Origin of the sequence: Streptomyces sp. NBC_01334, assembly GCF_035983595.1 — a bacterium.
GTDB lineage: Bacteria > Actinomycetota > Actinomycetes > Streptomycetales > Streptomycetaceae > Streptomyces > Streptomyces coriariae.
On sequence record NZ_CP130718.1, the window covers coordinates 8,234,769 to 8,251,855 of the forward strand.

The window sequence follows — 17,087 nt, forward strand, 5'->3', positions numbered from 1 at the left end:
ATGCAGCTCGAGAACACCGCCGCCCTTGTCACCGGTGGTGCGTCCGGCCTCGGCGCGGCCACCGCGAAGGCCCTCGCCGAGGGCGGCGCCCAGGTCTTCGCCCTCGACCTCAAGGACGGCATCGACAAGGCACCCGAGGTGCCCGGCGTGACCTATGTGCCCGCCGACGTCACCGACCCCGAGCAGGTCGGCGCCGCCGTCGCCACCGCGGCGGGCTCCGGTGTCCCGCTGCGCACGGTCGTCAACTGCGCCGGTATCGGCCCGTCCGCGCGGATCCTCGGCCGGAAGGGCGTCCACGACCTCGGCCTGTACGCCAAGGTGATCCAGATCAACCTGATCGGCACCTTCAACGTGCTCGCGCTCGCCTCGGAGGCCATCGCCGCTACCGAGGCAGACGAGAACGGCCAGCGGGGCGTCATCGTCAACACCGCCTCCATCGCCGCGTACGACGGACAGATCGGCCAGGCCGCCTACGCGTCCTCCAAGGGCGGGGTCGTCGGCCTGACCCTGCCCGCCGCACGCGACCTCGCGCAGTACGGGATCCGGGTGTGCACCATCGCCCCGGGCATCGTGGAGACACCGATGCTGGCGACGGTGTCGGAGGAGTTCCGCGCCTCGCTCGCCGAGGGCGTGCCCTTCCCGCGCCGCCTGGCCCGGCCCGAGGAGTACGCCCGGCTGGCCCTGGCGATCGTCGACCACGACTACCTCAACGGCGAGACCATCCGCATGGACGGCGCGCTGCGGATGGCCCCGAGGTAGGTCCCGGGGCGTCCTCGGCGGGCCCTCAGGGTCTGACCAGCAACTGGAAGTCGAACGCGTACCGGGACGCGCGGTAGATGTGCGTCCCGTACTCGACCGGCCGGCCGGTGTCGTCGTACGCCGTGCGCTGCATGGTCAGCAGGGCCGCCCCCTCCTTCTCGGCCAGCAGGTGGGCCTCCTCGGCGGTGGCGGAGCGGGCGCCGATGGTCTGGCGGGCGCTGTGCAGGGTGATGCCCGCCGCACGCAGCAGCCGGTACAGGCCGGTCGACTCCAGGCGTTCCGTGTCGAGGTCCAGGAGCGCCGGGGGCAGGTAGTTGCACAGGAACGCCACCGGCTGTCCGTGCGTGGCGCGCAGCCGCTCCAGAAGGGTGACCTCGCTGCCCTCCGGGACGCCGAGCGCGGCGGCCACGTCGGCGGTCGCCGGCACGTGCTCGTTGCGGACGACATGGGTGGTGGGTCCCTGTCCGGCCGCCTCCAGGTCGTCGTAGAGGCTGCTCAGTTCCAGCGGCCGTTTCACCTGGCTGTGCACGACCTGGGTGCCGACGCCCCGCCGGCGCACCAGGAGTCCCTTGTCGACCAGGGACTGGATGGCCTGGCGGACCGTCGGGCGGGACAGGCCGAGGCGGGTCGACAGGTCGATCTCGTTGCCGAGGAGGTTGCCCGGGGCGAGCGCTCCCTGTTCGATCGCCGCCTCCAGCTGCTGGGCGAGCTGGTAGTAGAGCGGCACGGGGCTGGTGCGGTCCAGGGCGAAATGCAGCAGGTCGAGCGCGGAGCCGGGCACGGCACGGGATCGGTCGCCGGTCTTCGCCATCGGGGCACCTCCTCGGGTCGGTGGGGTCGGGTGGGAGAGCGGCTGGGGGGGGCGGGCGGACCGGATCGGCCGGATCGGCCGGATCAGCCGGGTCGGCCCGGTGGGCCGGTTGCGAGGAGTCCCTCGGTTCGCCTTCCGGGCCCGGTCCCTGTTCGGCTCCCGGTCCCCGTTCGGGTCCCGGTCCCGGTCTCGGCCGTCAGGGTCAACTCCCGCCGGGCGAGGGCGACACGGTCCCTTTCGAACGTCTCCGTGCGCGTGAGGGGTACGTCCGGTCGCAAGGGGTAGAGATCGATCCCGGTACGACCCATCGTGATCACGTCCCGTGGCTGGGCCGACTCGGCCATGTGCGACGCTCCTCACGGTGATCGTGGGCCTGGCGTCTCCCAGGTGTAGGTCCAGGGGACCCGCACTGTCAAGAGTTTGTACTTACATTCGGACCTGCTTGTGAAATGATGTCTTAACAAAGTATTGACAGTGAGCTCGGCAAGGGATTGGATCCGGCATCAGCAGCGCACGCCGGGTCCGAGACACCTGAACAGTCGCGGACCCGGCCCCATGGCCCCAATCTGAGTAGAAACGGGCCCCGGATCTTCGTGATCGCCTCCCCTTTTCCCGTCGTTTTCTCCGTCGCACAGTGAGGTGCAGGAAAGATGGACAGCTCTTCTCCCTCCCGCTCGAGCAGAATCGCCCCGGTCGTGGCCATGGCCGCGGCGGTGGCCCTGACCCTCGCAGGCTGCTCCAGCAGTTCCGGCGGCAAGAAGTCCGAGGAGAGCGCGGACGGCGCTTCCGCGGGCAAGGCGAGCACTCCGCAGATGACGGTCGCCCTGGTGACCCACCAGTCGCCCGGCGACACCTTCTGGGACATCGTCCGCAAGGGCGCGGAGGCGGCCGCCGCCAAGGACAACGTCAAGCTGGTCTACTCCGCCGACCCGAACGCCGGGAACCAGGCCACCCTGATCCAGAACGCGATCGACCAGAAGGTCGACGGCATCGCGGTCACCCTCGCCAAGCCGGACGCGCTCAAGGACGTCATAGCCAAGGCGAAGGCCGCGAAGATACCCGTGGTCGGTCTCAACTCCGGTGTCAGCGAGTGGAAGAACCTCGGCCTGATGGAGTTCTTCGGCCAGGACGAGACCGTGGCCGGCGAGGCGCTCGGCAACAGGCTCAACTCCGAGGGCGCCAAGAAGGCCGTCTGTGTCATCCAGGAACAGGGCAACATCGGCCTCACCCAGCGCTGTGCCGGTGTGAAGAAGACGTTCTCGGGCACGACGGAGACCCTGTACGTCAACGGCACGGACATGCCGTCCGTGAAGTCGACGATCACCGCCAAGCTGAGCCAGGACAAGGCCATCGACTACGTCGTCACCCTCGGCGCCCCGTTCGCTCTGACGGCGGTGCAGTCGAAGGCCGACGCGGGCAGCAAGGCCAAGATCGCCACCTTCGACCTCAACAAGGACCTGACGAGCGCCATCGACAAGGGCACGATCGAGTTCGCCGTCGACCAGCAGCCCTACCTCCAGGGCTACTTGGCGATCGACTCGCTGTGGCTCTACAAGAACAACGGCAACTACATGGGCGGCGGCGAGCAGCCGGTGCTGACCGGTCCGGCCTTCGTGGACAAGACCAACGTCGACGCGGTCGCCTCGTTCGCCGCGAAGGGCACCCGGTGATGAGCATGACCCACCATGCCGAGCCGGCGGTGACCACACCGCCGGCCCCCGGCCGCAAGGAGAGCGACGGCCGGACCAAGCAACGCCCGCCGGCCCTGCGGCTGTTGGCCCGTCCCGAGGTGGGGGTGTTCCTCGGCGCGGTCGCGGTGTACGTGTTCTTCCTGATCGCGGCGCCGCCGGTGCGTGACGGCAGTTCGATGGCCAACATCCTGTACCAGTCGTCGACGATCGGGATCATGGCGCTGCCGGTGGCGCTGCTGATGATCGGCGGCGAGTTCGACCTGTCGGCCGGTGTCGCCGTCATCACCTCGGCGCTCACCGCGTCCATGCTCAGCTACCAACTCACCATGAATGTGTGGGTCGGTGTGGTCGTCGCCCTGCTGGTGTCGCTGGGGATCGGCTTCCTCAACGGCTGGATGGTGGTGAAGACCGGGCTGCCCAGCTTCCTGATCACCCTGGGCACGTTCCTGATCCTCCAGGGTGTCAACCTCGCGGTGACCAAGCTGGTCACCACCAACGTGGCCACCGACGACATCAGCGACATGGACGGCTTCGGCCAGGCGAAGAAGATCTTCGCTTCGTCCTTCGACGTCGGCGGCGTCCAGGTCAAGATCACCATCGTGTACTGGCTGGTCTTCGCGGCCATCGCCACCTGGGTCCTGCTGCGCACCAAGTACGGCAACTGGATCTTCGCGGTCGGCGGCAACAAGGAGAGCGCCCGGGCGGTCGGCGTGCCCGTGACGTTCACCAAGATCTCGCTGTTCATGCTGGTCGGTTTCGGGGCCTGGTTCGTCGGGATGCACCAGCTGTTCACGTTCAACACCGTGCAGTCCGGCGAGGGTGTGGGCCAGGAGCTGATCTACATCTCCGCGGCCGTCATCGGCGGCTGTCTGCTGACCGGCGGCGCCGGCTCGGCGATCGGCCCGGTCTTCGGGGCGTTCATGTTCGGGATGGTGCAGCAGGGCATCGTCTACGCGGGCTGGAACCCCGACTGGTTCAAGGCCTTCCTCGGCGTCATGCTCCTCGGCGCCGTTCTCATCAATCTGTGGGTCCAGCGCACGGCCACCCGGAGGTGACCCGAATGACCACCGACGGAACCGGCACGCACGGCGCCATCCTCGCGGACACCGCCCCCGAGGGCGGTGACAGTCCACTCGTAGAACTGCGCAACGCGGGCAAGTCCTACGGCAACATCCGTGCCCTGCACGGAGTCGATCTCGCCGTCCGGCCCGGCCAGGTGACCTGTGTCCTCGGTGACAACGGCGCCGGCAAGTCGACGCTCATCAAGATCGTCTCGGGGCTGCACCAGCACACCGAGGGCGAGTTCCTCGTCGACGGCCACCCCGTGCGCTTCTCCACCCCGCGCGAGGCCCTCGACAAGGGCATCGCCACCGTCTACCAGGACCTGGCGACGGTCCCGCTGATGCCGGTGTGGCGCAACTTCTTCCTCGGCTCCGAACTCACCAAGGGCCCCTGGCCCGTGCGCCGGCTCGACATCGAGAAGATGAAGCGGACCGCCGACGAGGAACTGCGCAACATGGGCATCGTCCTCGACGACCTCGAACAGCCCATCGGCACCCTCTCCGGCGGCCAGCGCCAGTGCGTCGCCATCGCCCGCGCCGTCCACTTCGGCGCCCGCGTCCTCATCCTGGACGAGCCCACCGCCGCCCTCGGCGTCAAGCAGTCCGGCGTGGTGCTGAAGTACATCGCCGCCGCCCGCGACCGCGGCCTCGGCGTCATCTTCATCACCCACAACCCCCACCACGCCTACATGGTCGGCGACCACTTCAGCGTCCTGCGCCTGGGCACCATGGAACTCTCCGCCTCCCGTGACCAGGTCAGCCTCGAAGAGCTCACCAACCACATGGCCGGCGGCACCGAACTCGCCGCACTCAAGCACGAGTTGGCGCAGGTCCGGGGCGTCGACGTAGAGGAGCTCCCGGAGGAGAAGGACCTCACCGCACCTGTGGCGAGTCCCGGGGAGAGGACGCCCTGACATGGCGAACGCTCTCGACCGCATCCGGGTCGGCTCGGCTCCCGACTCCTGGGGCGTGTGGTTCGCGGACGACCCCCGGCAGGTGCCCTGGGAACGGTTCCTGGACGAGGTCGCCGAGGCCGGCTACTCCTGGATCGAACTCGGCCCCTACGGCTATCTGCCGACCGATCCGGTCCGTCTCACCGACGAGGTGGCCCGGCGGGGGCTGCGCGTCTCGGCCGGGACGGTCTTCACCGGCATGCACCGGGGCCCGTCCGTCTGGGAGTCCACCTGGGCGCACGTGAGCCAGGTGGCCGCGCTCACCCAGGCGATGGGCGCGCGGCATCTCGTCGTCATCCCGTCCTTCTGGCGGGACGACAAGACGGCCGAGATCCTGGAGCCGCCGGAGCTGACGGGCGAACAGTGGGCCCACCTCACCAAGGGCATGGAGCGGCTGGGCCACGAGGTGAAGGAGACGTACGGGCTGGACCTCGTCGTCCATCCGCACGCCGACACGCACCTCGACACCGAGGACCACGTCGAGCGCTTCCTGGACTCCACCGACGGCGAACTGGTCAACCTCTGCCTGGACACCGGTCACTACGCCTACTGCGGCGGGGACAGCGTCGAGCTGATCGAGAGCTACGGCGAACGCATCGGCTACCTCCACCTCAAGCAGGTCGACCCGGCGGTCCTCGCCGACGTGGTCAGGGACGAGGTGCCGTTCGGCCCGGCCGTGCAGCGCGGAGTGATGTGCGAACCGCCCGCCGGTGTACCGGAGCTGGAGCCGATCCTGATCGCGGCGCAGCGGCTCGGCGTCGAGCTGTTCGCGATCGTGGAGCAGGACATGTACCCGTGCGAGCCGGAGCGGCCGCTGCCCATCGCGGTGCGCACCCGGAAGTTCCTGCGCTCCTGCGGGGCCTGACCCGGGACCGGGTCACCGGGCGCGTCGCGCCGTCGCCGACAGGCGGCGGCGTGTCCGCGCTCGTATGGTGGTGGTGATGGGCCGCATGCGGCCCGTGCCCCCTGGTGCGGCTGTGGCCTGCGGCGGAAACCTCCTCATACGGGAGCGAGCCCATGACACACTCGTGTATCCGACTGCGCAGGGGGATCGTCGTCGCCGCCGCGGTGGGGGCGCTGGTGGTGCCGGCCGCGGGCGGGGCGATGGCCGTGCCGACCACGGCCGCCACGGCCGCCACCGGCACCGAACCGCCTTCGCCGTCCTCGTCCGGGGACGGCGTCGTCGAACTCACCCCGGCCGTACAGCAGCAGGTCGACGACGCCGTACAGCGGGTCATGAAGCAGGCGGGCATCCCCGGCGTGTCCGTCGGCATCTGGACGCCCGGCAAGGGCGAGTACGTGAAGTCCTTCGGCGTCGCCGACAAGAGCACCGGCCGGGAGATGGACCCCGGTCTCTACATGCGCATCGGCAGCGAGACCAAGACGTTCACCGTCACCGCGGTCCTCCAGCTGGTCGACGAGGGGAAGATCGGCCTCGACGACACCATCGGCGAGTACATCGACGGCGTACCGAACGGCGACAAGATCACCCTGCGCCAGCTGGCCGGGATGCGCAGCGGACTGTTCAACTACTCGGCGGACGAGGACTTCTTCAAGGCGCTGACCTCCGACCCGCAGCGGCCGTTCACCCCGCAGCAGCTGCTCGACTACTCGTTCAAGCACCCCGTGCTGTTCCCGCCGGGTGAGAAGTTCTACTACTGCAACACCAACCTGATCCTGCTCGGCCTGGTCGTCGAGCAGATGAGCGGCTCGCATCTCAACGACTACATCCAGGACCACATCCTGGACCCGGCCGGACTGGACCACACCCTGTTCCCGACCGGCAACGAGTTCCCGACCCCGCACTCCCAGGGCTACACGGACCAGACCGCGACCGGGAAGGTCGAGGACTCCGCCGACTGGAACCCGTCCTGGGGCTGGGCGGCCGGCGCGATGATCTCCCGGCTGGAGGACCTGCGGATCTGGGCACGTACCGTGGCCACGGGCGTGCTGCCCGACGGTGAGCGGATGGTCAGCCCGGCCACCCAGAAGCAGCGCCTGATCACCCCGCCGACCCCCATTCCGGGCGCCGGCTACGGTCTCGGCATCTTCAACGTGCAGGGCTGGATCGGCCACAACGGCTCGCTGCCCGGCTACGAGTCCCTGACCATCTACCTGCCGTCGGCACGGACGACCCTCGTCGTCGTGCTCAACACCGACATCAACTACAAGAACGAGGAACCCAGCACCCTGTTCGGCGACGCGATCACCACGATCATCTCCCCGGACCACGTCTTCAACCTGCCGGCGGAACCAGCGGCGAGGTGAGGACGTTCAGACAGGTACCAGGTGTGTGCAGTCGTGGACGGGGAGGGTGAGATGCAGGAGGAAGAGCAGGCCGGCACCGCGGAGGTCCGGCGCCGGGCCCGGTTCGGCGCGCTGCCCGAGCGAGTACGCCCGCAGGACATGGTCGAGGAGCGGCCGGCCACCCCGCGTGACCCGGCCCGGGACGCCTACGACCCGGACGAGTTCGCGGTCCGCTACGGCCTGTGAGCCGGTGAGGGCGACCGGGGAACACCGCTCCCCGGTCGCCCTCACGCGCGGATGCGCCAGGCTCAGGAGGCGCGGACCTCCGCGATGGTCACCGGCCGGTGCTCGTGCAGGGACAGCGTGCACGCCTCCGCGATCCAGCCCGCCTCCAGGGCGTCCTCGATCGTGCAGGGGGAGGGCCGGGTTCCGGCCACGACCTCGGTGAACGCGGTGAGTTCGGCGCGGTAGGCGGCGGTGAAGCGGTCCATGAAGAAGTCGTGCGGGGTACCGGCCGGGAAGGTCACCCCGGGCTCCACCGAACGCAGCGGCAGCTTGTCCTCCAGGCCGACGGCGATCGAGTCCGTGAAGCCGTGGATCTCCATGCGGACGTCGTAGCCCCGGGCGTTGTGACGGGAGTTGGAGACCACCGCGATCGTGCCGTCGTCGAGGGTGAGGATCGCGCCGGTGGTGTCGGCGTCGCCCGTCTCCTTGATGTAGTCGGCGCCCCGGTTGCCGCCGACCGCGTACACCTCCGTCACCTCGCGGCCGGTGACCCAGCGGATGATGTCGAAGTCGTGCACGGAACAGTCCCGGAAGATGCCCCCGGAGGCGGCGACGTACGCGGCCGGCGGCGGGGCCGGGTCGAGCGTGGTCGAGCGGACCGTGTGCAGCTTGCCCAGCTCGCCCGAGGTCACGGCCGCCCGCGCGGCGACGAAGCCCGCGTCGAAGCGGCGGTTGTAGCCGATCTGGATGGGGACGGCACTGCCCCGCACGGCCTCGAGGACCTCGACGCCCTCGCTCATGGTCCTGGCGACGGGCTTCTCGCAGAAGACCGGGATGCCCGCCTCGACGGCGGCCAGGATCAGGCCGGGGTGGGCGTCCGTCGCCGCCGCGACCACGACACCGTCCACCCCGGCGGCCAGCACGGCCTCGGGGGAGTCCGCGACCTCGGCGCCGAAGCGCTCGGCGGCCTTCTTGGCGGCCTCCGCGAACGGGTCGGCCACGACGAGCGACCCGACGGCGTCGAGTCCGGAGAGGGTCTCGGCGTGGAAGGCGCCGATGCGGCCGAGGCCGAGGATTCCGATGCGCATGCGCTCCGCTGCTTTCCTGGTGGTTTTTTGGTTGCTGTCTGTTGCCGGGGTTCTGCCCCGGGCCCCGTCGCCCTTCGGGCTCGTCCTCGATCGCCGGACGGGCTCGGAACGCGGGCTCCGGATGCCTGGGTGGGTCGAGATGTTCAGTCCAGCCCGCCGAGCACGTTCTGGTCCCAGTCGATCACTGATCCGGTGACCACGCCCGACCGCTCGGAGAGCAGGAACACCACGAAGTCGGCGATCTCGTCCGGCTGGCCCAGCTTGCCCATCGGCAGTCGTGCGGCGGCCTGCTCGCGCCAGTCGTCCCCGGCGCCGTGGAAGGCCTTCTGTGTCGCGTCCTCGCCCTCGGTGGCCGTCCAGCCGATGTTGAGGCCGTTGATCCGGACCCGGTCGAAGCGGTGCGCGTGCGCCGCGTTGCGGGTCAGGCCGACCAGGCCGGCCTTCGCGGCGACGTACGGCGCGAGAAACGGCTGACCGCCATGGGCCGAAGAGGTGATGATGTTGACGACCGTGCCGGGCGCCTCGCGGGCCAGCATGTCCGCGACGGCCGCCTGCATGGCGAAGAACGGCGCCTTCAGGTTGATCGCGATGTGCTGGTCGAACAGCTCGGGCGTGGTGTCGAGCAGCGTGCCCCGGGAGGTCAGCCCCGCCGAGTTCACGAGGCAGTCGACACGGCCGTAGGAGGCCACCGTCTCGGCCACGGCCCCCTTCGCCTGCCCGGCGTCGGTGAGGTCGGCCCGGACGAAGAGCGCCTTGCCGCCGGCGGCGGTCAGCTCCGCCACCAGCGCCTCGCCCGGCTCCGGCCGTCGCCCGGTGACGGCGACCAGGGCGCCCTCGCGGACGGCGGCCCGGGCGATGGCCGCGCCGACGCCCTGGCTGCCGCCGTTGACGAGGACGACCTTGTCGTCGAGAAGTCCCATGGAGGGGAGGTCCTTTCAGCTCGTGCGCCGCAGGGCGCAGGCCCGCAGCTCGTCCCGGAGTGCCTGCGGGGTCCACTCCTCGTGCAGCGCCCGCCGCAGGAGGTCCGCCTGCGCGGGCGGGGCGAGGCCGTCGACGGGCGGGTCGCTGTCGAGGTTGGTGGGGAACGGGTAACCCTCGGCGCTCGCGGCGACGACATGCTCCAGCCACTCCTCGCCCACGCCCTGCGCCCGGCGCTCCAGCAGAACGGGGTAGACCGCGTTCGCCACCGCCTCCCGGTCCACGGTCTCCATCGCGCGCCCGAAGGCCGAGGAGACCTGGAGCAGGTTGGCCATCCGGCGTACGTCGGTGGTGCGGTTGGTGCCGGCGGCGTGGAAGACGGCCGGGTTGAAGAAGGCGGCGTCGCCCTTCGCCAGCGGCAGTTGGACCCGGTTCTTCTCGAAGTACTCCTGGAACTCTGGCCGTCGCCACGCCAGGTAGCCGGGCTCGTACGTCTGTGAGTACGGCAGGTACAGCGTGGGCCCGGACTCCACGGGCATGTCGCAGTGCGCGACGGCGCCCTGGAGGGTGAGCACGGGGGAGAGCCGGTGGACGTGCGCCGGGTAGGCGGCGGCCTTCGCGTCGGAGAGGAAGCCGAGGTGGTAGTCGCGGTGCACGCTCTGCGCCCGGCCGCCCGGGTTGACCACGTTGACCTGGGACGTCATCTGGTAGCCCGGGCCGAGCCAGGCCCGCGGGACCAGCGCCAGGATGTCGTTGGCGTAGTAGTCGGCGAACGCCTCCGGGTCGCGCAGGGCGGCCTTCTCCAGGGCGTTCCAGACGCGGTCGTTGGCGCCGGGCCTCGCGAAGTGGTCACCGGCGGTCGCGCCCGAGGCGCGCTGCTCGGCGATGAGCGCGTCGAAGACGGCGGTGGCCCGGTCGACGACCGCCGGATCGGGGAAGGCCCCGCGGAATACGACGACTCCGGGGCCGTCGCTCAGCGCCCGCACCAGCTCGGCGCGGACCGCGCGGTCCGTTCCGGGGGCGCGCAGCCGCTCACTGTCGTAGACGAGTACGTTCCCCTGCACCGCCGAGGCGTGCGGGAAGTCGGCGAGGTCGGTGGTGCGTTCGACGAGCGGGCGGAAGGTGTCGAGGTCGCAGTCCTGCTCGGTCAGCCAGGCGTGACCTCGCACGGAGGTGAAGGACATCGTCGTCCCTTCGATGGCAATGGCGGCTCAGTGCTGCCATTCTTGTCATGACAAACCCGTCGAACAACCAGCAGGCGGCCATCAAAAACCCCTCAAGCAGATCCCGGAGGATCTTTCCGTGGGCCACCCCTTCCCCATCCGGGAGATCGCACGTCAGGCGGGTCTGAGCGAGGCCACCGTCGACCGGGTGCTGAACGGCAGGGGAGGGGTGCGGGAGTCCACCGTGCAGGAGGTCCGGCGCGCCATCGCCGACCTGGACCGGCAGCGCACCCAGGTCAGGCTCGTCGGGCGCACCTTCATGGTCGACATCGTGATGCAGGCGCCGGAACGGTTCAGCACCGCCGTCCGGGCCGCCCTGGAGGCCGAGCTGCCGTCCCTGCACCCGGCCGTGCTGCGCTCCCGCTTCCACTTCCGGGAGACCGGACCGGTCCAGGAGCAGGTCGCCACCCTCGACCGGATAGCCCGGCGCGGCTCGCAGGGGGTCATCCTCAAGGCGCCGGACGTGCCCGAGACCAACGCCGCCGTCGGCCGGCTGGTCGCCGCCGGGATCCCGGTCGTCACCCTGGTCACGGATCTGCCGGCCAGCGCCCGCCTCGCCTACGTCGGTATCGACGACCGGGCCGCCGGCGCCACCGCCGCCTACCTCATGGGCCAGTGGCTCGGTGACCGCCCCGGCAATGTGCTCACCAGCCTGAGCAGTGGCTTCTTCCGCAACGAGGAGGAGCGCGAGATGGGCTTCCGCAGCGTGATGCGGGCCCGCGATCCCGCGCGCACGCTGGTCGAGATCGCCGAGGGGCAGGGGCTGGACGCCACACAGTACGAGCTGGTCCGGGCCGCGCTGGAACGCGACCGGGACATCCGCGCCGTCTACTCCATCGGCGGCGGCAACGACGCCACCCTGCGCGCCTTCGCCGACCTCGGCCGTGAGTGCGACGTGTTCGTCGCGCACGACCTCGACCACGACAACACCCGGCTGCTGCGCGGGCACCGGCTGTCCGCCGTCCTCCACCACGACCTGCGCCGCGACGTGCGCGAGGCCTGCCACACCGTGATGCGGGCGCACGGCGCGCTGCCGTCGGCCGGGCCCCCGTTGCCGTCGGCGATCCAGGTGGTCACCCCGTACAACATGCCGCCCCGGGCGGCTGCCGGCTGACGCGGCTGCCACCCTGGGCGCGGGCCTCGCGGGCGGGTCAGTGCTGTGGTGCCGGTGTCCCGGCCGCCGGTGCGACGCGTGCCGCGCTGCGGTAGACGCAGACGCCCAGGGCCAGCAGCCAGTAGCTGAGGAAGGCCCCCAGCAGGGCGGTCGTGCCCCAGCCGTTCGCCGCGTAGAAGAACGCCGGGTCGTTGCCGAAGAACAGGGAGGGCACGAAGGCCAGGTTGACCCCGGCCAGGGCGTAGGCCGAGCGGCCGGTCCAGCGCGGCAGCAGACGCGCGCGGTTGACGGCCTGTCCCAGCGCGGTCAGGAAGAGCGCCAGCATCAGCTTGGAGATCGACCCGTAGAGGATGTAGGTGCCACTGACGTCGATGGTCGGGTCGATCGGGTGGTCGACGGCGATGACCGCGCCGGCCTCGAGGCCCATCGAGACCAGGGTGACCGTGGCGTAGACGAGGCCCGTGGCGAAGGCGAGGGAGCCGGCCCAGGCGTGGGCGGGACTGACCCGGCCGACCAGTTCGCGGAACGCCGTCACGAACACGACCAGGGAGGCCAACGCGACGATCCCGATGAGCAGCCGGGACAGGACGTTGCCGTCCGGCGGCGGGCCGTCGTGGACGAAGTAGAGCGGCACCTGGACGATGAGCGCGACCGCGGCGACGAGGGCGGCGAGGCCGGTCAGACGGCGGGCGATGACTTCGGACATGAGGGTCCCCCGAGTTCTCGGTGTGGCGGATTCGGTGCCGGCGTCCGCGGGTTCGTGACCGCGTTCGCCGACTCCTGAAGCCTGCCGTTCCCGGGGAGCGCCGTCCCTGGGCCTGGGAACCGGATCGGGGGTGGTCCTGTCGCCACCTCTACGGGTGCACGTCCACCCAGGAGCCGGTCTCCGCGGAGCGTGTCATCGCCTCCAGCACGGTCGCGCTGTGCACCGCGTCCGCGAGCGTCGCCCCGTAGGGGGTGCCCTCGGTGATCGAGCGCAGGAAGCGATAGGCCTCCACCACCTTGAGGTCGTCGTACCCCATGGCGTTCGCCGCTCCCGGCTGGAAGGCGCCGAACTCGCCGTCGCCCGGGCCGACGTACACCGTGCTGACGGGTTGGTCCTGGTACGTGGTGCCGCGGCTGACGCCGAGCTCGTTCATCCGCCGGAAGTCCCAGAACACGGCGCCCTCGGTGCCGTGCACCTCGAAGCCGTAGTTGTTCTGCTCGCCGACCGAGACCCGGCAGGCCTCCAGGACGCCCCGGGCGCCGGAGGCGAAGCGGAGCAGGCAGTTGACGTAGTCCTCGTTCTCGACCGGGCCGAGTTCGCCGCCGACGGAAAGGCTGTGGCCCGCCGTCGCCCCCGTCGGGCGGGCCCGCTCGGGGACGAAGACCGCCGTGTCGGCCGTCAGGGACGTGATGTCGCCGAGCAGGAAACGGGCCAGGTCGACGCCGTGCGAGGCCAGGTCGCCCAGCACTCCGCTGCCGCCCCGCTCCCGTTCGTACCGCCAGGTCAGGGCGCCGTCGGGGTGGGCCGCGTAGTCGCTGAAGAGGCGGATGCGGACGTGGGTGACCGTGCCGAGCTCACCGGAGGCGATCAGGTCGCGGGCGGCTTCCACGGCGGGCGCGTTGCGGTAGTTGAAGCCGACCGCGCCCTGCACGCCCGCCTCGGCCACCGCGTCCGCCACCGCCCGGGCGTCCGGGGGAGTCAGGCCCACCGGCTTCTCGATCCAGATGTGTTTGCCGGCTTCCGCCATCGCGACACCGATCTCGCGGTGCAGGAAGTTCGGCGCGGTGATGCTGACGGCCCGTACCCGTGGGTCGGCCGCCACCTCGCGCCAGTCCCGCGTGGCGGAGGCGAAGCCGAACTGCTCCGCGGCCTCGTCGGCCCGGCCGGGCACCTCCTCGGCGACGCTCACCAGTTCCGGCCGCAGCGCCAGCCGCGGGTAGTGGTGCCGCACGCGCGCGTACGCCTGGGTGTGCACGCGGCCCATCCAGCCGAACCCGACGACGGCCACTCCCAGCGCATCCACCATGGCAGTCACCACAGCCCTTCCTTGGACCGCTCCATCCACTGACCAAGCCACCCTGCGGGCCCTCTCCCCAGGGTGTCAAGGGTATCCAGGCCCTTTGACAACCGGTGCGGCACATGGAACGGTCCAATCATGAGACCACCGACCATCCGTGACGTCGCCGACCGGGCCGGAGTGTCCAAGTCGCTGGTCTCGCTGGTGCTGCGCGGCTCCGACCAGGTGCGTGCAGAGAAGCGGGAGGCCGTCCTGCGGGCCGTGCGCGAGCTGGGCTACCGGCCCAACGAGGCAGCCCGCAGTCTCGGTGAGCGGCGCACCGTGCCCGACTCCCGGCCGCGCCCGGGCGGGGGGAACCCCATGGTCGGCGTCCTGCTGCACGACCTGCGCAACCCCTGGTACGTGGACCTCCTGGACGGCCTCAACTCCCTGCTGCACGCGAGCGGCCTGCACATGCTGCTGGCCGACGCGCGGCTGCACCGGCGTGTCGGCCAGGACCCGGCCGGGCCCTTCCTCGACCTCGGAGCGGACGGGCTGGTCGTGGTCGGCACGCTGCCCGACCCGGCGGCCCTGGAGGCCGTCGCCGCCCGGATGCCGGTCGTGGTCGCGGCGGCCCGGGAGCCGGTGCCGGCCGGGGTGGACCTGGTGGCGAACGACGACGAACGCGGCGCCCGCCTGGTCACCGAGCACCTCGTCGGACTCGGCCATCGCCGCATCGCCCACCTGGCGGGCTACGGTGCCGTCGCCGACCTGCGCCGGCGCGGCTTCGAGGCCACCATGCGCGCGGCGGGAGCGGACCGTGCGGCGCTGGTCGAGGCGGGGGACATGACCGAGGAGGGCGGCTACCGGGCCACGGTGCGGCTGCTCGCCCGCGCCGACCGGCCCACGGCCGTGTTCGCCGTCAACGACATGACGGCGGTGGGGGTGCTGTCGGCGGCCGAGGAACTGGGCCTGCGCGTGCCGCGCGACCTGTCCGTGGTCGGCTACGACAACACAGGCATCTCCCGGCTGCGCCATGTGTGGCTCACGACCGTCGACGGCGCCGGCCACGAGGTCGGCCGCCGTGCCGCCCGCTGTCTGCTCGACCGGCTCGAACAGCCGGGCGGGGAGGGACGGTTGCAGCTGACCCCGCCGGTCCTGGAGGTCCGGGGGACGACGGCGCGCCCGCCCGCGGTCACAGTGTGATCGCGTAGGCCTTCCGCAGCGTCTCGTGGACCGTCCAGGTCGTCCGGTCGCCCTCGCGCAGCACCGCCATGTCGCCCGGACCGACCGTCAGGGTGGGACCGCCCTCGACCTCGATCGTCGCCGACCCGCTGATCACCACGAACAGCTCGTCCGCCTCGGTGTCGGTGACGACGCCCGGGGTGATCTGCCAGATCCCCCTGACCTGCCGGCCGTCCGCCGACTCCCACACCACCTTGCCGGTCACCTCGGGGGTCCCGGCGACGATCTGCCGCGGATCGAGCGGATCGGGCTCGAGGCCGGCGTCGGGGATGTGGACGACGAAGCTGTGGGGCGGAGGGCTGTCGGTGCCGCTGTCGGTGCTCATGAGGCGACCCTAGCGAGGCCGTACGTCCGCCGGGCGTGGACACTGTGTGGGCTGTCGGCCCAGGTGGGAGGACACTTCGTCACGACTGGCGGCCCGTGCGCGGCGGGGTGATCGTGGTGCCCATGGCGGACGACACCGTGCCGGCCCGCGAGCCGCACCGGCACGACACGCGTGAGGCTCTCCTCTTCGGCGGTGTCTACGGCGCGGTGCTCGCGAGTTCGATGGTCGCCGCGCTCAGCCAGTACGGGCACACCTCCCGGGACAGCCGCCGCTACGACGCCGCCTGGCTGCTGGTGACCGCGTTCGCCTCGGCGCTCGCGCACGGCTACGCCCACTACATCGCCGAGCGGGGTGCGCACCGCCGAGGGGACGCGCTGCGCACGCTCGTCGAGGAGTGGCCGCTCGTGGCGGCCGTGCTGCCAACCGTGCTGATCCTCGCGGGCGCCGGCTGGGGCTGGTGGCCGGCGAGCGGGGTGGAGTACGCCGCGTTCACCCTGAACATCGCCCTGTTGTTCGCCCTCGGCCTGGTCACCGCCCGCTGGTCGCGCCGCCGTTGGGCCGTCGCGGTGCTGATCGGGGCGGTCGACGCGCTGCTCGGCGTGATCGTGGTCGTGGCGAACGCGTTGATCAAGTAGCCCGCACCGTCCTGCGCCGGCCCGTCCAGTGGGAACATGACGCGGCGGAAGCACGCGCGCAATACGGCGGACAAAATTGTTGACAATCTTGTTTCGCTAGATTTAGGTTCGACAGGCACTCACTCAGGGAGGGCAACCATGCCGAAAGAAGCCCGTCCGAGCACCGGGGAGCAGGCCAAACAGCATGCGCTCGCGCAGCTGCGGCAGGCGATCCTGCACGGCGAGATGGCACCGGCCCAGCGGCTGGTGGAGAACGAGCTCGCCGAGCAGTTCGGTGTGACGCGGGCCAGCATCCGCGCGGCGCTCATCGATCTGGAGTCCCAAGGGCTCGTCGAACGGATCCGCAACCGCGGGTCGCGGGTGCGGGTGGTGACCGTGGACGAAGCGGTCGCCATCACCGAGTGCCGCATGGTTCTCGAAGGGCTCTGCGCTTCGAAGGCGGCCGTCGCGGCCAGCGACGACCAGCTGATCGAGCTGACCGACCTCGGCACGGCCATGACCAAGGCCGTCGCCGACGGCGAGCCGGTCACCTACTCCGACCTGAACCACGAACTGCACGTGCGCATCCGGGAGTTCTCCGGCCAGCAGACCGCGCAGGAGCTGCTGGAGCGGCTCAACGCCCAACTGGTGCGCCACCGCTTCCAGTTGGCGCTGAGGCCGGGCAGGCCGCAGCAATCCCTGAACGAGCACCTGACCATGATCGAAGCGATCCGGGCCAGGGACCCCCAGGCGGCCGAGACGGCCGTCCGCGCCCACCTCACCAGCGTGATCGAGGCGCTGCGCGACTGATCACGGCTGCGCGGGGCGGGC

Annotated in this window: 18 protein-coding genes; 11 read left to right on the forward strand and 7 right to left on the reverse strand. The window is 70.9% G+C overall.

Annotation, left to right across the window (positions count from 1 at the left end; all coding sequences use genetic code 11):
• Nucleotides 1-759, forward strand: a complete 759-nt coding sequence (locus tag OG736_RS36705; protein ID WP_327186245.1) for an SDR family NAD(P)-dependent oxidoreductase — start codon at nucleotides 1-3, stop codon at nucleotides 757-759.
• Between the two features lie 25 nt (nucleotides 760-784).
• Here OG736_RS36705 and OG736_RS36710 read toward each other — a convergent pair whose 3' ends face one another.
• Entirely contained in the window at nucleotides 785-1,570 is a 786-nt protein-coding gene (locus OG736_RS36710) for a GntR family transcriptional regulator (protein WP_327186246.1), read from the reverse strand.
• 650 nt (nucleotides 1,571-2,220) lie between these two features.
• On the opposite strand from OG736_RS36710, the gene OG736_RS36720 reads away from it, so the two are divergent.
• The 6 genes from OG736_RS36720 to OG736_RS36745 all read left to right on the forward strand — a co-directional run bounded on the left by OG736_RS36720 (nucleotide 2,221) and on the right by OG736_RS36745 (nucleotide 7,768).
• Nucleotides 2,221-3,240 (forward strand): sugar ABC transporter substrate-binding protein, encoded by a 1,020-nt coding sequence (locus OG736_RS36720; RefSeq protein WP_327186247.1) that lies wholly within the window; start codon nucleotides 2,221-2,223, stop codon nucleotides 3,238-3,240.
• On the forward strand, nucleotides 3,240-4,316 hold the full coding sequence (locus tag OG736_RS36725; protein WP_327186248.1) for an ABC transporter permease: 1,077 nt from the start codon (nucleotides 3,240-3,242) through the stop codon (nucleotides 4,314-4,316). Before OG736_RS36720 ends, OG736_RS36725 begins: the two co-directional genes overlap by 1 nt.
• A gap of 5 nt (nucleotides 4,317-4,321) precedes the next feature.
• Nucleotides 4,322-5,236, forward strand: a complete 915-nt coding sequence (locus OG736_RS36730) for an ATP-binding cassette domain-containing protein (RefSeq protein ID WP_327186249.1) — start codon at nucleotides 4,322-4,324, stop codon at nucleotides 5,234-5,236.
• A 1-nt stretch (nucleotide 5,237) separates the two neighbouring features.
• On the forward strand, nucleotides 5,238-6,140 hold the full coding sequence (locus OG736_RS36735; RefSeq protein WP_327186250.1) for a sugar phosphate isomerase/epimerase family protein: 903 nt from the start codon (nucleotides 5,238-5,240) through the stop codon (nucleotides 6,138-6,140).
• Nucleotides 6,141-6,292: 152 nt separating this feature from the next.
• Nucleotides 6,293-7,543 carry a serine hydrolase domain-containing protein gene (locus OG736_RS36740; protein ID WP_327186251.1) on the forward strand — a complete coding sequence of 417 codons (1,251 nt, stop codon included), beginning with the start codon at nucleotides 6,293-6,295 and terminating at the stop codon, nucleotides 7,541-7,543.
• A 51-nt stretch (nucleotides 7,544-7,594) separates the two neighbouring features.
• Complete coding sequence (locus OG736_RS36745; protein ID WP_314219758.1) at nucleotides 7,595-7,768, forward strand: hypothetical protein; 174 nt, start codon at nucleotides 7,595-7,597, stop codon at nucleotides 7,766-7,768.
• Between the two features lie 62 nt (nucleotides 7,769-7,830).
• Here the strand turns inward: OG736_RS36745 and OG736_RS36750 are convergent, their stop codons facing one another.
• The 3 genes from OG736_RS36750 to OG736_RS36760 all read right to left on the reverse strand — a co-directional run bounded on the left by OG736_RS36750 (nucleotide 7,831) and on the right by OG736_RS36760 (nucleotide 10,937).
• Complete coding sequence (locus OG736_RS36750) at nucleotides 7,831-8,835, reverse strand: Gfo/Idh/MocA family protein (RefSeq protein WP_327186252.1); 1,005 nt, start codon at nucleotides 8,833-8,835, stop codon at nucleotides 7,831-7,833.
• 143 nt (nucleotides 8,836-8,978) lie between these two features.
• Nucleotides 8,979-9,755: an SDR family oxidoreductase gene (locus tag OG736_RS36755; RefSeq protein WP_327186253.1), complete on the reverse strand. Its 777-nt coding sequence runs from the start codon at nucleotides 9,753-9,755 to the stop codon at nucleotides 8,979-8,981.
• Nucleotides 9,756-9,770: 15 nt separating this feature from the next.
• Nucleotides 9,771-10,937, reverse strand: coding sequence for a phytanoyl-CoA dioxygenase family protein (locus OG736_RS36760; protein WP_327186254.1), 1,167 nt, complete (start codon nucleotides 10,935-10,937; stop codon nucleotides 9,771-9,773).
• Between the two features lie 118 nt (nucleotides 10,938-11,055).
• Here OG736_RS36760 and OG736_RS36765 point away from each other — a divergent pair, with 118 nt between their 5' ends.
• The gene (locus OG736_RS36765) at nucleotides 11,056-12,090 is read left to right on the forward strand and encodes a LacI family DNA-binding transcriptional regulator (RefSeq protein ID WP_327186255.1); all 1,035 of its coding nucleotides are present in this window, start codon (nucleotides 11,056-11,058) and stop codon (nucleotides 12,088-12,090) included.
• A gap of 37 nt (nucleotides 12,091-12,127) precedes the next feature.
• Here OG736_RS36765 and OG736_RS36770 read toward each other — a convergent pair whose 3' ends face one another.
• Together OG736_RS36770 and OG736_RS36775 are read right to left on the reverse strand one after the other, a co-directional pair.
• Nucleotides 12,128-12,796, reverse strand: a complete 669-nt coding sequence (locus OG736_RS36770) for a hypothetical protein (RefSeq protein WP_327186256.1) — start codon at nucleotides 12,794-12,796, stop codon at nucleotides 12,128-12,130.
• A 148-nt stretch (nucleotides 12,797-12,944) separates the two neighbouring features.
• Entirely contained in the window at nucleotides 12,945-14,102 is a 1,158-nt protein-coding gene (locus OG736_RS36775; protein ID WP_327187812.1) for a Gfo/Idh/MocA family protein, read from the reverse strand.
• Between the two features lie 129 nt (nucleotides 14,103-14,231).
• On the opposite strand from OG736_RS36775, the gene OG736_RS36780 reads away from it, so the two are divergent.
• A complete protein-coding gene (locus OG736_RS36780; RefSeq protein ID WP_327186257.1) occupies nucleotides 14,232-15,278 on the forward strand; it encodes a LacI family DNA-binding transcriptional regulator in 1,047 nt (348 codons plus the stop codon).
• Here OG736_RS36780 and OG736_RS36785 read toward each other — a convergent pair.
• Nucleotides 15,268-15,642, reverse strand: coding sequence for a cupin domain-containing protein (locus OG736_RS36785; protein ID WP_327186258.1), 375 nt, complete (start codon nucleotides 15,640-15,642; stop codon nucleotides 15,268-15,270). The genes OG736_RS36780 and OG736_RS36785 overlap by 11 nt on opposite strands.
• A 122-nt stretch (nucleotides 15,643-15,764) precedes the next feature.
• Here OG736_RS36785 and OG736_RS36790 point away from each other — a divergent pair, with 122 nt between their 5' ends.
• Together OG736_RS36790 and OG736_RS36795 are read left to right on the forward strand one after the other, a co-directional pair.
• Nucleotides 15,765-16,277, forward strand: coding sequence for a hypothetical protein (locus OG736_RS36790; protein ID WP_327186259.1), 513 nt, complete (start codon nucleotides 15,765-15,767; stop codon nucleotides 16,275-16,277).
• 138 nt (nucleotides 16,278-16,415) lie between these two features.
• Entirely contained in the window at nucleotides 16,416-17,066 is a 651-nt protein-coding gene (locus OG736_RS36795) for a GntR family transcriptional regulator (protein ID WP_020127395.1), read from the forward strand.
• Nucleotides 17,067-17,087 lie beyond the last annotated feature (21 nt).